We start from the raw sequence: 15,402 nt of genomic DNA on the forward strand, positions 1-15,402 counted from the left end.
CGGATTTTAAAGGGGTTGAATTATGAAAATTAAACGTTTTTTTGCTAAAGATATGCGCACGGCACTTAAAGAAGTAAAAGATGAACTAGGTGTTGATGCGGTTATTATGTCAAATAAAAAACTTGCGAACGGTGTTGAAATCGTTGCCGCTGTTGATTATGACAAAGCAGCCCCAAAAGCGCCTGAAGCAAAACCAGCTATTGCGCAGGCACAAACAAATTCAAACTTTGTAAAGCCAGCACCACAGCGCTCTCAGCCTGAACCACAAGCAAAAGTTGCAGATAGCTTGCAAGCATTGTTAGAGCGTCAAACACCACGTCCACGCTCACCTGAACTTGCATCAATGTTTAGTCAATCTGGATTTGATACAGGCAGCCAATACCAAGAACAAAAACACAGTGCTCGTCAACACAGTGAAGTAAAGCCTAAACAAGATTTTTATCATCGAGATACCGCGCCAGTGTCACGCCCACAAACTCAAGCTCATAGCTTAGGTTTTGATGACGACTTAGACCGTGATTTTGATGATCTAGATACCTCAATGCCTACTAAAGAGGTTGCAAAAACAGATGAGATAACAGCAATGCGTGATGAAATGGCCGCAATGCGTCAGTTGTTAGAGCATCAAGTATCAGGTTTAATGCAGCAGGATATGGCTCGTCGTGACCCAACAAGAGCATGCATGATAGATCGCTTGATAGGTATGGGGATTGATAGTGAAGTTGCAGACCAAATGGCATGCTTTATTCCTGACGATGTATCACGTCAACAAGCATGGCAAGCCTTATTGCAAATGATTGAAAATCAGATGCATACAACTAATAATGAAATATTACGTCAAGGTGGTGTATTTGCATTAGTAGGTCCAACAGGGGTTGGTAAGACGACGACAGTTGCAAAACTTGCTGCGTTGGGTGCACAAAAGTATGGCGCTGATAAAGTGGCACTGATCACAACAGATACATACCGTATTGGTGCATATGAGCAACTAGCTACATACGGACGTATTATCGGCTGTGGTGTTAAGCAAGTTAAAGATGCTAATGAATTAGCTGAAGTTTTATACCATTTACGAAATAAGCGTCTAGTATTAATAGATACGGCGGGAATGAGTCAGCGTGATTTACGTTTAACAGAGCAATTAAACACCTTAATGCGCAATCAAAGAGTTGATATTCGCAATTACTTGGTGCTTAGTGCAACAGCGCAAATTAACGTTTTACAAGAAACCGTAAGACACTTTAAAAAAGTACAATTAAGTGGCTGTATTTTCACCAAATTAGATGAATCACTAAGTTTAGGTGAGATAATTAGTATAGCGATTCAAAATCGCCTCCCAATAGGGTATCTTACTAATGGTCAGCGAGTCCCTGAGGACATCCGGGTGGCTAATGCAGAGAAATTAGTAAAAAAAGCTGAACAATTGTATTTAAAAAGAACAAAAGCACAACATTCGCGACGTCAAGCAGTAGCGTCAAGCACAGTAGGGATGTATGATTAACACAGTATTAGATCAAGCAAGTGGCCTGCGTAAAATGAGTCAAAACAATAATAACGGCGTTAAGGTTATCGCTGTCACTGGTGGTAAGGGAGGCGTTGGTAAAACAAACGTTTCACTTAATACTGCGATTGCTTTGGGTCAACTCGGAAACAGAGTATTAGTATTGGATGCCGATTTAGGCCTAGCAAACTGTGATGTGATGTTAGGATTACGTGTTGAGCGTAACTTGTCTCACGTATTGTCGGGTGAATGTGAGCTCGATGAAATTTTAGTTGAAGGCCCCGCAGGGATAAAAATAGTCCCCGCTACCTCCGGCTCGCAGAGTATGGTTGAATTATCGCCATCAGAGCATGCCGGTCTTATTCGTGCCTTTAGTGAGCTAAATACCGAATTTGATATATTAATTGTTGATACTGCAGCCGGTATTTCAGATATGGTGCTCAGTTTTTCGCGCGCCGCACAAGATGTGATGGTTGTCGTATGTGACGAGCCCACTTCAATTACTGATGCCTATGCGCTTATTAAAATATTAAGTCGTGAACACGGCGTATACAAGTTCAAAATAGTCGCTAATATGGTACGCAGTATACGTGAAGGTCATGAGTTATTTGCAAAGTTATCTAAAGTCACAGATCGTTTTTTAGATGTGTCGATGGAACTAGTTGCAACGGTGCCTTATGATGAAAATATGCGAAAGTCTACGCGCCGTCAAAAAGTAATCGTAGAGCTGTTTCCTAGCTCACCAGCTGCAATTGCATTTAAAACACTCGCGACAAAAGCAGTAAAATGGCCTATACCTAATCAACCATCTGGCCATTTAGAATTTTTCATAGAAAAATTAGTAAACGGCTAATTATGACGGCATCGGTGAATAAAGCGATGGGATATCAATCTACACAGAACTTAAATGTGATTGTTGAGCGCCATGCTTCATTAGTCAAAAAAGTGGCGTGCCATTTAATTGCTCGTTTACCACCAAGTGTACAGTTGGATGATTTAATTCAATCAGGAATGATTGGTTTAATTGAAGCCTCGAAAAACTTTGACGCCACTAAAGGCGCCAGTTTTGAAACATTTGCAGGTATTCGTATTCGTGGTGCTATGCTTGATGAAATGAGGCGTGGTGATTGGGCTCCAAGATCGGTGCATCGCAATAGTCGTATGGTTGCAGAAGCGATATCAGAGTTAGAAAGTGGACTTAATCGTGAACCAAAAGATATTGAAGTTGCTGAAAAACTTGATATTACGCTAGATGAGTACCATCATATTCTTAATGATGTGAATTCTAGTAAAATACTAGGCATTGAAGACCTTGGTGTTGATGAAGATGTAATTACACCAGTTGGACATGATTTAGCACTAGATAAGCCTTTTAATAATGTTAAAAATGATAAGTTTAATCAATCATTGCTAGAGGCAATAAAGTCTTTACCAGAACGAGATGGTTTAGTGCTATCGCTTTACTACAATGATGAAATGAATTTAAAAGAAATTGGGCACATACTCGATGTAAGTGAATCGCGTGTGAGTCAGATACATGGTCAGGCGATGATTAAGCTTAAAGCAAAAATCAATGACTGGATAAACTAGTAGTAAGTAAATATAGGTTCAGACCTCACCGGAGGATGTTTTGGATAAAAACATGAAAATTCTTGTTGTTGATGACTTTTCGACGATGAGACGTATTATCAAAAATCTGTTAAGGGATTTAGGTTTTACTAATGTGCAAGAAGCTGATGATGGCTCAACAGCTTTGCCGATGCTGCAAAATCAAGAGTTTGATTTTGTTGTGACAGACTGGAATATGCCTGGAATGCAAGGTATTGATTTGCTAAGAGCAATCAGAGCGGATGATACGCTTAAGCATATTCCAGTGTTAATGGTAACCGCAGAAGCTAAAAAAGAACAAATTGTAGCTGCTGCACAAGCCGGCGTTAACGGCTACATCGTTAAACCATTTACTGCAGCAACACTAAAAACCAAATTGGAAAAAGTGTTTGAGCGTTTAGGTTAAATAAAGAGGAGAGGCTTATGTCAGCACCTGCTGCGCCTCAGATCAGTTTAGAGCAAGCCCGTCAGCTTGTGGTTTACTTAGAAAACGGTGAACAAGACAAAGCTGATCAACTAATTCTAGATGCGGCGTCAAAAGAGCAGTCAGAACTTTTTGCAGAAGTTGGTAAGTTAACTCGCCAACTTCATGATGCGCTGAAAAATTTTGAACTCGATACACGTCTAGCTGATTTAACCACCGAAGCCTTACCGGATGCTAAACAGCGGCTCAATTATGTTATGGAAATGACAGAAAGTGCTGCTAATAAAACGATGGATGCGGTAGAGGCTAGTTTACCTATAGCTCAGCAACTAGCAGATGAAATTTCACATATCAAACCCACATGGGATCGTTTGATGAACCGTGAAATTGAATTGGGCGAGTTTAAAACGCTCTGCCATAGCTTAGATAAGTTTATGAATAACTCGCATTCTAAGACTGATGAATTACAAGGTCTAATGACCAATGTATTGATGGCACAAGATTATCAAGATTTAACTGGGCAAGTAATTCGCCGTGTTATTGAACTTGTAAGAGAAGTTGAAGATAGCTTAATCCATTTGCTTACTGCATTTGGTACCCATGATGATGGCGACACTAAAGTACAACAACAAGCCATTGAAACACCGCCTGCTGAAGATACACTTGCAGGTCCTGAAGGGCCAATAATTGATAAAGAATCACGTGATGATGTTGTCTCAGGACAAGATGAAGTTGATGATTTGTTATCAAGCTTGGGTTTCTAAGAGGAGAAGACTGCATGAGCTTTGAAGTCGATGAAGATATTTTACAAGATTTTCTAGTTGAAGCTGGAGAAATTCTTGAGCTTTTATCAGAACAGCTAGTAGAACTTGAAAATAACCCTGATGATACCGAGTTGCTCAATGCAATTTTCCGTGGATTTCATACGGTTAAAGGCGGCGCCGGTTTTTTAAGCATGACCGAGTTAGTTGATGCTTGTCATGGTGCAGAGAATGTTTTTGATTTGTTACGCCAGGGTGTTCGAAAAGTAAATTCTGAGCTGATGGATGTTATCCTACAAGCATTAGATACTATAAATGAGATGTTCGCTACAATTCAAAGTAGAGAAAAGCCGACCCCTGCTGATCCTGAATTATTAGCGATAATGCATAGATTGGGGCAACCGCCCACAGCTGATGAAGAAAGCGCCATCGAAGTTACAGAAGCACCAGCTGAAGTAAATGATGAGTCAGCTTCAGGTGACGATCCATTTGCATTTGATTTGTTATTTGATGGACAAGTAGATAGCCCGCAAGCCGATACACAAATTGATGATATATCGGAAGATGAATTTGAAAATTTGCTTGATGAACTTCATGGCAAAGGACAAAGTCCGATAATATCAAGTACGACGGCAAGTAGTGCTAATAGTAGTGATATAACCGATGACGAGTTTGATAATTTATTGGATGAATTACATGGTGTAGGTAGTTTTGGTGCTGTTAGTAATGATATTCCGGTCAGCAAACCTGAAGCACCAAAAGACCCAATAGCACCGGTAAATAAACCCGTGGTAAGTCAAACCGATGATGAAATCAGTGATGATGAATTTGAAGCATTACTTGATGAATTACATGGTAAAGGCAGTGCTCCAAAAGCGACAGAAGAAGCACCTATTGCAGCGGCTACTCCAAAAGTAGCACCCGCAGCACCTAAAGCTGCTGCTCCTGCGCCAGTTTCTAAGCCAGCACCAGTGAGTCAGCCTGCAAAAGTTGCTGATAAACCAGCTGCGGTAGCTAAAAAACCAGCACCAACGCAAGCAGAAACAACAGTTCGTGTTGATACTAAGCGCCTTGACCAAATAATGAATATGGTCGGTGAATTAGTATTGGTTCGTAATCGTTTAGTAAGCTTAGCAACAAATACTGATAGCGAAACTATGGGTAAAGCTATCTCTAATCTCGATGTCGTTACGGCTGATTTACAAGGTGCCGTAATGAAAACCCGAATGCAGCCGATTAAGAAAGTGTTTGGTCGTTTCCCACGAGTTGTAAGAGATTTAGCGCGTAGTTTGAAAAAAGATATAAACTTATTACTTGTTGGTGAAGAAACTGACCTAGATAAAAATCTAGTTGAAGCTTTAGCTGACCCATTAGTGCATTTAGTACGTAACTCTGTTGACCACGGGATTGAAATGCCAGACGTGCGTGAAGCAAGTGGTAAATCTCGAACAGGTACAGTCACACTTTCAGCTTCTCAAGAAGGCGATCATATTTTACTGACCATCAAAGATGATGGCGCAGGAATGGATGCAGAGAAACTTAAAAAGATCGCGATTAATAAAGGCGTGTTAGATCATGATCAAGCGAGTCGATTATCTGATACTGAAGCCTATAACTTAATTTTTGCACCAGGCTTTTCTACCAAAGAAGAGATTTCAGATATATCAGGGCGTGGTGTTGGAATGGATGTGGTGAAAACCAAAATCACGCAGCTTAATGGCTCCGTTAATATCCAATCGGAATTAGGTGTTGGCACTATACTTGAAATCAAAGTGCCGTTAACTTTAGCGATTCTACCCACATTAATGGTGGTAGTTGGTGAGCAAACATTTGCTTTACCTTTGGCCGGTGTAAATGAAATATTTCATTTGGATTTAACTAAAACGAATGTGGTTGATGGTCAGTTGACTATTATCGTTCGTAAGAAAGCGATACCGCTGTTTTATTTAGAGCATTGGTTGGTCAAAGGAGCTGATAGATCATTACGAAAAGCACAAGGCCATGTGGTTATTGTGCAAATCGGAACTCAGCAAGTTGGTTTTGTGGTGGATTCTTTAATAGGCCAAGAAGAAGTAGTAATCAAGCCATTGGATGCTTTATTGCAAGGGACACCTGGTATGGCTGGGGCAACAATTACCTCAGACGGTGGTATCGCCTTGATTTTAGATGTTCCTAATCTATTGAAGCATTACGCAGGATAACCATATATTTATCTTAATACGGGAGTCTAAATTACTCCCGTTGATAAACTTAACAAGAGAATACCAATGGCAGTTAAAGTATTAGTTGTTGATGATTCTAGTTTTTTTCGTCGCCGTGTGAGTGAAATACTAGAGCAAGATAAGGATATTGAAGTTATTGGTTTTGCGGTTAATGGCCGTGAAGCAGTAGAAAAGACCAGTCAGTTACGTCCAGATGTAATCACCATGGATATCGAAATGCCTGTGCTTGATGGTATTAGTGCTGTGAAAGAAATCATGGCTGCAAACCCTACACCTATTTTAATGTTTTCTTCATTAACCCGTGATGGTGCAACAGCAACATTAGATGCGCTTGATGCTGGAGCTTTGGATTTTTTACCGAAAAAATTTGAAGATATCGCTCGTAATAATGAAGACGCAGTTAAGTTATTACAAAATAAAGTAAAAGAAATTAGCCGCAGGCGCCTATCACGTATTAGTAGGCCAACAGCTCAAACACGACCAACAGCACCTAAAACACCAACAAGGGTCGGTGGAGTTTCAGCGCGATCGTTAACAACTCCTCAGCCTGATCGTACTTTTAGCAGTAGACCTGCCAGTCCTTCTGTAGCGTCATCTAATAGTTTACGTGCATCAGGAAAAAAATACCAAATTGTCGCGATAGGAACATCAACGGGTGGGCCCGTTGCATTGCAAGCAATTTTAACAAAGTTACCAGCCAATTTCCCTCATCCTATTTTACTGATACAGCATATGCCTGCAGCGTTTACACCTGCTTTTGCGGCTCGTTTAAATGGGTTGTGTCAAATTAAAGTAAAAGAAGCACAACAAGGTGACAGACTGTTACCTGGTGTCGCCTACCTCGCGCCAGGAGGTCAGCAAATGCTGATTGAGGGGCGTGGTGGCAGTCGAACATTAAAGGTATTTGAAGACGATAGTGCTAGGATCACTTATAAGCCAAGCGTAGATGTAACCTTTGCAAGTACTGCAAAAGCTTACCAAGGTGATGTATTAGCAGTTGTGTTGACTGGTATGGGAGCTGATGGCCGCGACGGTGCTAGAATGCTTAAACAAGCAGGGGCAACTATTTGGGCACAAGACGAAAAAACAAGTGTTGTTTATGGTATGCCACAAGCCGTTGCGAATGCAGGTCTATCATCTGCAAGTCTTGCGCTCGATGAAGTAGCAGGGCGAATCGTTCGAGAGATAGGTTGTGGATAAGTTATCTTTTTTTGGTTTAGCAATCGCGTTAGGCGCGATTGCTTTTGGTTATGTACTAGAGGGAGGCGTTGTTAGTGCCTTATTCAATGGTCCTGCTTTAGTTATAGTGCTCGGTGGTACATTAGGTGCTGTGATGTTGCAATCTCCAGCAAGTACTTTCATTAAAGCCTTAAAAATTAGCCATTGGGTTTTTTTCCCGCCAAAACGCGATATAGATAGTGCGATTGAGCAAGTAAAAGCATGGTCTCATAAAGCTCGTCAGGAGGGGTATTTAGCTCTTGAGGATGCAGCTCTTACCCACCCGGACCCCTATGCGGCGAAAGGCCTCAGTTTGCTCATTGATGGTGCAAGCGAGAATAAGCTTCGTGATGCACTTGAAATCGATTTATTACTAGAGCGAGATCGTCTACTTGAATCAAGTCGAGTTTATGAGGCTTTAGGGGGCTACAGTCCCACGATAGGTATTCTGGGGGCAGTGCTTGGCCTGATTCAGGCAATGTCATTTATTACCGAACCGGAAAAACTTGGCGCAGGTGTCGCTACGGCATTTATTGCAACTATTTACGGTGTCGGTTTGGCAAATCTTTTATTTTTACCTATGGCGAATAAGCTAAAATATCAAGTTGAACAAAAAATGCTTTTACATGAACTATTAGCTGAAGGCATCATTGCAATGAGCCAAGGTGACAGCCCAGCAAATATTGAATTAAAGCTAGAAGCATATCGCGTTGAGCGCCCTAACTTGATGCAAGAGTAATATTTATGATCCGCCGTCGTCTTCGTTCTTCAGCAGCAAGCAATCAGCACACTGAGCGTTGGCTTGTATCTTATGCTGACTACATGACAATTATGTTTGCGTTTTTTGTTGTTATGTATGCAATAGCAATCAATAAAGATGAAAGCTTTCAAATACTATCAGATTCATTGGAGCAGGTGTTTGATCAATCAGCTCGCCAACATAGTCAAGAAGGTAAAGGTGTTACAGGCACAGGATTATTGACTGACCGCGTTACGCCAGAAAATGACTTGTTGTTTGGTGAAAGCATACAAAAACAAGAAGCTGGGCCCGAATTACTCGATGGGCAAAGTGAGACTAGTAACATTAAACAAAAACATTTAGGCAAACCCTTAGATAGTTTGTTAACTAAATTGCAATCAGCACTGATTGATGAAATTCGTGATGGTGAAGCAAGTTTAGAATTACATCAAGATTGGTTAATTATTGAGTTAAGTTCAGGCATGCTATTTTCTAGCGGGAGTGCTGTCGCACATAGTCGTGCGAAAACGGTGATCGGTGTCGTTAAAGATATAATAGCGCCCGTTGATAATTATATAAGAGTGCGTGGTTATACGGATAATGAGACTATACAGAACGAAATTTACCGTTCTAATTGGGAGCTATCAGTATCTCGTGCAACTTCTATTTTAGTCGAGTTAGAAGCCCTAGGTATAAACCCTGCCAGAATGGCAATTGAGGGTTACGGTCAATATTCGCCATTTGCTGATAATGATACAGAACAAGGGCGCGCTGAAAATCGTAAAGTGGTTGTTGCCTTATCTAAATATGGATTACCGCCAAAAATACTGAAAGTAGAAGGTGGCCCAGCAATCGAAGAGCCCGAACTTGAATCAATTGAGTTGCCATCGGACGATAACACTATTAAAGTGATCCAATTACCACATGGTGGAATACGAATTACAACGCGCAACGAAAAAAAATAAGGTGTGATGTGAAAATTTGGACGGTGGCAAATCAAAAAGGCGGAGTGGGTAAAACAACCACTGCTGTCAGTCTTGCTGGTATTTTAGCGCTGCAGGGAAAGCGAGTATTATTGATTGATACTGATCCTCATGCATCATTAACTTATTATTTTGGAATTGACTCTGAAGATTTAGAAGTCAGTGTTTACGATATTTTTGCACGGGGTAACTCGATGCAAAGTGAAGAAATTTTACAGGCTTTATGTCCGTCTAATATAGATAATTTAGATATCCTGCCGGCCACCATGGCAATTGCGACGCTCGATCGCAGTATGGGTAATAGAACAGGTATGGGGTTGATATTAAAAAAAGCCTTAGCAAAAATTAGTGATCATTATGATTACGCTATTTTAGATTGTCCACCAGTACTTGGTGTTCTTATGGTGAATGCTTTGGCTGCAAGTGAGCGTATTTTAGTTCCGGTACAAACGGAGTTTTTAGCATTAAAAGGGCTGGATAGAATGATGCGAACTATGGAGTTAATGCAAAGCTCGCAATCAAAGCAGTATCAATATACCATTATCCCTACAATGTATGATAAGAGAACTAATGCTTCTCTTGAAGCATACAAAACACTGCAACAAACATATCAAGAAAAAGTGTGGCCTGGAGTAATACCAGTAGATACTAAATTTCGTGATGCGAGTCTTGCTCAACAGGTGCCCATTCAGTATTGTCCACGATCTCGTGGTGTATACGCCTATCGTGCATTACTCGATTATTTGATTGAACAAGGTTAATTAATGAGCAAGCAGTTATTTGCTAATGAAAAAGTTATGACCCAATATTTGGGGGCTTTACTGTGCGAGGACGAAGATTCAACTGATTTACAGCCTGTAGCTAAATTGCTTGAGCAAGTTACTTCAACTCAAAAAAATACAGATTTACCAGCAAAGGCATCGCAACAACCAATTATAATGTTGGATGCGCTTGAAGATGTGAAGCCTCATGAAGAAGAAATTACTGAACAATTAAACCCCGTCCTTGAGAAACCACAGATCCAAGCTAAGATCAAAGGTATAGCAAATACTGAGCCGAAACTTAGTACAACGCAGCCGAAAACCCCTATTCAACGTCAAGAGGATTATTTTGATGGTGAATTTCAAGCGTTGTTCTTTGAAGTGGCGGGTTTAACGCTTGCCGTACCGTTAAAAGCGCTAGGTGGTATACATCAGTTAAGCGAAGTGAATCAATTGTTTGGGAAACCAAAATGGTTTAAAGGAGTCATGTTAAACCGTGAGGAAAACCTAAATGTTGTGGATACTGCTCGATGGGTAATGCCTGAAAAGTATACACAAGAATTAGAAGATAAGCTAAATTACCAATACCTGATCACGTTAGGTGATAGCCAGTGGGGGTTGTTAGCTGAAAAGTTAGTTAATAATATTACACTGCGTAGTGAAGATGTTAAGTGGCGGACAAAAAATGGCAAGCGCCCTTGGCTTGCCGGTGTTATTAAAGAAAAAATGTGTGCCTTAATTGATGTTGAAAATTTAAATCAATTACTGGAGCAAGGCTTAGATAGCCGTGAGCAGTAACGATATTCGGAGTAATAGCATGAGCGAAAAAAGAGTATTATCAAGCAGTAGAAATGCCGATAGCAATGATGAAGTATTGCAGTGGGTAACATTCAAACTTGAATCAGAGACCTACGGTGTCAATGTAATGCAGGTGCAAGAAATTTTGCGTTACACTGAAATAGCCCCAGTCCCTGGTGCGCCAAGTTACGTGTTGGGGATCATTAACTTACGCGGTAACGTAGTGACAGTTATTGATACTCGCTCACGCTTTGGTTTGATGTCAGCGGAAACTACTGATAACTCACGTGTTTTGATTATTGAAGCGGAAGAGCAGGTTATTGGTATTCTTGCTGATAGCGTTGCAGAAGTTGTTTACCTTCGAAGTTCAGAAATAGACAGCGCACCAAATATAGGCACTGAAGAAAGTGCTAAATTTATTCAAGGTGTAAGCAACCGTGATGGTGAGTTACTCATTCTAGTTGATTTAAATAAATTACTAAATGATGAAGAGTGGGATGAGTTAAGCGATATTTAACGCTTACAGATAAACTATGTTGTTACTCTCTTTAGTTTGTGGCGCACTAATTTTGATATTAGTGTGCTTTATTGTTTTATATGTCATGAATAGAAAAATATCTCAGATTGAATTTCTACATCAAAAAAAATTGAGCGATGTACTACAGCAAACCAATATTTTGCGAAGTGAAGTTGCAGAAATGCGAACTGGTATGCTTAGTATCGGTAAGCGCTTGGTGACTGTAGAGCAGCGTAATCAAGAGCTTGCACAGCAACAAGATGCGCAAAAATACGATGACCCTGATGCGAAAATTTATTCACGCGCAGTGAAAATGGTTGAACTTGGTGCAGATATAGAAGAGATCATTCGAGAATGCGAATTGCCGCGTGCTGAAGCTGAGTTACTCATGTCGTTACATCAACAGAAGGGCGCTAGTTAGCGCCTTTTATTTATATAAGTTTAAGGACTGCAGATACTTTAATGAGTGAACTTTCAATCTTAATCACGGCATGAGACTTGTGGGCTAAGTAAGAATTGAGCTACAAGAAGCCAATATCTCTTAAGTAAAATGTTCAAGCAGTGCGTGTTTGGTAGTTATACCGTGTTATCACCTTTTTATATGAAGTAATCACACTACATAGATTTTGCTATATTTAAATAGCAAGCATGCGACAGAAAATTCAATTAGCAATGAATAAAGGGTTTTAAGCTTTTATATTTAATTTGCCGTGGAAGTCTTGCCAGCCTGGCGGAAACTTACCTCTTAAAACATATGAAAATGCGATAAGCTCTGCAATAACGTAATAAAGCTCTTTTGGAATTTCTTCACCAAGCTCTAAATGAGACAGTGTTTTTGCCAGCGCTTCGTCTTTATGTATTAAAATACCTTTTTCTTGGGCTGCTTTAATTATTTCATCTGCAAGCTCCCCAAAACCTTTACTGCTAACGGTAGGTGCTCGGCCTGCTTCATAGAGTAAGCCTATTGCCGACTTTTGTTTTGGCTCTTCATTCATAACTACACCTCATAACTACACTTTAATATTAATAATGGCGTGGGATTGGTAAAATGCCTGATGCTGTGGCGCACCTTGGCTAAGGTTAAGCTCTCCCACTTGTAAACCATGCGCTGTGAGCTTGTGCCGAAGACTCTCTATATGCGGATGCGCCATAGCCGTTATTTCTTGGCTAGATGCGAGTAACTTACAGTCTAATGCTTTATCCATTAACTCCGCAGTAATTTGTAATTGACCTAATGTGGCATAGTCAAAATTTAAACGTACAAACCAGACATTCTTGGCCTCTAACTTATCTTTACTGGGTTTTTTATATTGGCCAAGTGATATTTCTGTTTGTGCTGCTTCTGGTGGCAGCCGCATAGGCAGTAAAAATTGCACCAGTGGGTTGGTATCTGGCTGTTGGTTTATTGGAGTTGTCGTTACTTGGCTTAGTGCTGTTTTTATTTGACTCAAGTCGGCCGCTAAGACTTGGCTATTTGCTTGCAGCAGCTGCTCTTGTAATTTTTGGCTATTAACCGCTTTGAAGTTTGGTACAAGCACCTGCAATAATGCATCAACAGAATTTTGGCCGTTAAACGTCAATGCGCTGATCGTATTTAAAGCCGGTGCGGCTAAAATACTAACAGTTAAGTGCTCAATGGCTTGGCTAAAACTCATGTGTAGTGCACTTGCGGGGAGGCTTTGTGGTTGAATTATACTGAGGATTTCCCGTTGAATGGTCAAGGGTTGATGTGATTGGCTATCAATCATACGGCTAAAGGCCTGATTAACAAGGCGGTTAAGATCAACATTATCACTAAATTTCGGTTGTGCTAACTGCTCTATTTTTGCTGAGAGTATTTGACGAGACAGTAAATTTTTTTCACTGTGTGATATATGCGATAGTGTATAAGGAGGTGTTTTTTCTATCGGCATATTTAATAAAGGGGCTAGTAGTTTTGCCTCAATGGGTAGGCTTAATTGACTTGCTATTGGCGATACTGTTAGTGGTGCTTTTAGCGTCGGTATTGAGGGGTTATGCATTTGTGGTGTTGTTTTGATGTTAGCAGTAAGACTTTGCTTCATTGAGTCTATTGAGCTGTGTATAGGAGCATGAGCAGGTTTAAGCGTTACTTTATTTGATTCTACTACTTCAACGTTTTTGACTGTGCCGTAATGCGAACTCGTTTGTGTCGATTTATTTTTATTCTCGTCGATGGGGAGGGGTTTCTGAACGAGTTCATTAATAGGTGTTTTTATTTTACTCTTATCTCGAGATTGTGCTGAATTAGTTATCAGAGGTTCATTCATAGGCACACTTTTCGGTATTCGAACAGTCGCGTCATCCTTTATAGAAGACGGTATGGAAGGCTCTTTAAGCACAGGAGTCTGAATTTTTTCGGTCGGTGTAATCTGCGATCCCTTGTCCGTATTAGCTTGCCCCATTTTTGTTTGTGAGTTAGGGGTTGTTTGCGTTAAAAATAGCCCCGTCTCAGCTGTTTGCCGGTTACTGGTTGAAGAGGTTGGCATCTGGGTATTTACAGTCTTTAATGAGTCTAATTTATTTAGTGGTAATTCAGTGGCAGCATGTTGAGTGTTTGCTACCGCTGGCTGTATTGGTGTTGTTAACGTATTCAGCGCAGCTTTAACTTGTTGGAAAAATTGCACTAAGGGAGGCGATGAATGAAAATGTTTAGGTAGCGAAGACCCTTTACTGATATCAGCTTGTAGTGGGTCTAGATTATTATTAGCAAGGGCTGTTAAGTTAATTCTGCGCAATGACTCAGGTAATAGGGTTGCCAATTCCATTTTTTTGATTGTACGCGGTGATGGAGGTTGACTCATTTCGTCTTTGTTAAAAGAGGGGCTTGGCTTAGTAAACGGCTTATTTTCAAAGTATTGCACAGCATCTTTAATACGTGTTTTTAAATCAGCGAAACTATGTTGCAACCATGAGCTAATAGGGCTATTGCTGGAAAGTGAAGGGCTTGAGGTAACCGTATTTGCTTGCGAAAGTGCAGTTGTCTTTGCTAAATGCTGAGCACTGAGTAATGAATTAAATGTATGAGTAAGAGAATTTTTTAAAACAAGATCAACACTGGGTACATGCGTTTTAATCTGTAGTTGTTCATTCACTGCTGCAAGAGTGACTTTTTGCATCGTATTGCTGAGTTGATGTACATGCTCAGTTTTTACTGGAATGTTAAATGCATTTTTTTGTTGTGGAATAGTTAATTGTACGCTTTTATTTACCGTTTTTAATTGTGCTAGAGGAACAAGACTCGCAAGCCATGTTGCTAGTTTTCCTTGGCTAATAGGTTGCTGATGGAGGTTGTCGGCAAAGCGATTAATTACGGTTAACCTAAAGTTTTTATCTTGGACATTAATGAGCGCTTGTAAAGGTTGCTCTGCCTGTAATAACTGAGCGACTTCTTTATTAAGCGGTAAGCTGGCGTGCAATTGGCTAATAAGTAATTTTGCAATTGGCGCAGTAATCACATTAACCGGGAAAGGTTTATTGTCTAACTGACTGCCAGTGTTTATGAAATTTAATAAACTTTGTAGCTGCTTATGTTGTGTTAAAGGGATATTTAGTTGCGTTGGTAAAATGGTGAGTTGTTTACCATCAGCACTTAATTGTACTTGCGCACTGGAAATCTTTTGCGCCTGCTCAGGAGATTGAGTGGTTGCTAAGCGTAACGTTTGCCAGTGTTTATCAACAAGTATATCTATCTGTACAGAGCCTTTAGCAAACACGATATTTTTCGCGCTGAGTGTTTGTTCACCTGAGATGATTGTTTGCTGCGTAGCACCGACTGCAGGCTGGTTAACAGTCAGTGAGTTAGCTAAAGATATCTGTGTAGGTTTATTCATTATTTTAAATCAAATTATC

The 15,402-nt window shown here is 40.3% G+C and carries 15 protein-coding genes; 13 read left to right on the top strand and 2 right to left on the bottom strand.

Translation table 11 applies throughout. The annotated features are described in order from the left end of the window. Positions 1 to 22 precede the first annotated feature (22 nt). From flhF to ADS77_RS08560, 13 genes are all read left to right on the top strand, one after another. Positions 23 to 1,501 (top strand): flagellar biosynthesis protein FlhF, encoded by a 1,479-nt coding sequence (gene flhF / locus ADS77_RS08500; RefSeq protein WP_054203300.1) that lies wholly within the window; start codon positions 23 to 25, stop codon positions 1,499 to 1,501. Beyond that, positions 1,494 to 2,354: a MinD/ParA family protein gene (locus ADS77_RS08505; protein ID WP_054203299.1), complete on the top strand. Its 861-nt coding sequence runs from the start codon at positions 1,494 to 1,496 to the stop codon at positions 2,352 to 2,354. The genes flhF and ADS77_RS08505 overlap by 8 nt, the downstream gene beginning before the upstream one ends. Positions 2,355 to 2,380: 26 nt before the next feature. Continuing rightward, a complete protein-coding gene (locus ADS77_RS08510; protein WP_054203478.1) occupies positions 2,381 to 3,091 on the top strand; it encodes an RNA polymerase sigma factor FliA in 711 nt (236 codons plus the stop codon). Positions 3,092 to 3,131: 40 nt separating this feature from the next. Then, on the top strand, positions 3,132 to 3,515 hold the full coding sequence (gene cheY, locus ADS77_RS08515) for a chemotaxis response regulator CheY (RefSeq protein ID WP_054203298.1): 384 nt from the start codon (positions 3,132 to 3,134) through the stop codon (positions 3,513 to 3,515). Between the two features lie 17 nt (positions 3,516 to 3,532). Beyond that, a complete protein-coding gene (locus ADS77_RS08520; RefSeq protein WP_054203297.1) occupies positions 3,533 to 4,297 on the top strand; it encodes a protein phosphatase CheZ in 765 nt (254 codons plus the stop codon). Positions 4,298 to 4,311: 14 nt separating this feature from the next. Beyond that, the gene (locus tag ADS77_RS08525) at positions 4,312 to 6,495 is read left to right on the top strand and encodes a chemotaxis protein CheA (RefSeq protein ID WP_054203296.1); all 2,184 of its coding nucleotides are present in this window, start codon (positions 4,312 to 4,314) and stop codon (positions 6,493 to 6,495) included. 66 nt (positions 6,496 to 6,561) lie between these two features. Next, the gene (locus ADS77_RS08530; RefSeq protein WP_054453888.1) at positions 6,562 to 7,716 is read left to right on the top strand and encodes a chemotaxis response regulator protein-glutamate methylesterase; all 1,155 of its coding nucleotides are present in this window, start codon (positions 6,562 to 6,564) and stop codon (positions 7,714 to 7,716) included. Further along, entirely contained in the window at positions 7,709 to 8,473 is a 765-nt protein-coding gene (locus ADS77_RS08535; RefSeq protein ID WP_054203294.1) for a flagellar motor protein, read from the top strand. Before ADS77_RS08530 ends, ADS77_RS08535 begins: the two co-directional genes overlap by 8 nt. A gap of 5 nt (positions 8,474 to 8,478) precedes the next feature. Beyond that, the gene (locus tag ADS77_RS08540; RefSeq protein ID WP_054203293.1) at positions 8,479 to 9,438 is read left to right on the top strand and encodes a flagellar motor protein MotB; all 960 of its coding nucleotides are present in this window, start codon (positions 8,479 to 8,481) and stop codon (positions 9,436 to 9,438) included. Between the two features lie 8 nt (positions 9,439 to 9,446). Beyond that, complete coding sequence (locus ADS77_RS08545) at positions 9,447 to 10,217, top strand: ParA family protein (protein WP_054203292.1); 771 nt, start codon at positions 9,447 to 9,449, stop codon at positions 10,215 to 10,217. Positions 10,218 to 10,220: 3 nt separating this feature from the next. Continuing rightward, positions 10,221 to 11,015, top strand: a complete 795-nt coding sequence (locus ADS77_RS08550; protein WP_054203291.1) for a chemotaxis protein CheW — start codon at positions 10,221 to 10,223, stop codon at positions 11,013 to 11,015. 19 nt (positions 11,016 to 11,034) lie between these two features. After that, positions 11,035 to 11,532, top strand: a complete 498-nt coding sequence (locus tag ADS77_RS08555; RefSeq protein WP_054453890.1) for a chemotaxis protein CheW — start codon at positions 11,035 to 11,037, stop codon at positions 11,530 to 11,532. A gap of 16 nt (positions 11,533 to 11,548) precedes the next feature. Further along, positions 11,549 to 11,953, top strand: coding sequence for a DUF2802 domain-containing protein (locus ADS77_RS08560; protein WP_054453892.1), 405 nt, complete (start codon positions 11,549 to 11,551; stop codon positions 11,951 to 11,953). Positions 11,954 to 12,218: 265 nt separating this feature from the next. Here the strand turns inward: ADS77_RS08560 and ADS77_RS08565 are convergent, their stop codons facing one another. Then, positions 12,219 to 12,527, bottom strand: a complete 309-nt coding sequence (locus ADS77_RS08565) for an EscU/YscU/HrcU family type III secretion system export apparatus switch protein (protein ID WP_054203288.1) — start codon at positions 12,525 to 12,527, stop codon at positions 12,219 to 12,221. A gap of 15 nt (positions 12,528 to 12,542) precedes the next feature. Then, the gene (locus ADS77_RS22675; RefSeq protein ID WP_054453894.1) at positions 12,543 to 15,383 is read right to left on the bottom strand and encodes a flagellar hook-length control protein FliK; all 2,841 of its coding nucleotides are present in this window, start codon (positions 15,381 to 15,383) and stop codon (positions 12,543 to 12,545) included. Positions 15,384 to 15,402 lie beyond the last annotated feature (19 nt).

The sequence above is a fragment of the Pseudoalteromonas porphyrae genome, from assembly GCF_001298125.1.
GTDB classification, from domain to species: domain Bacteria; phylum Pseudomonadota; class Gammaproteobacteria; order Enterobacterales; family Alteromonadaceae; genus Pseudoalteromonas; species Pseudoalteromonas neustonica.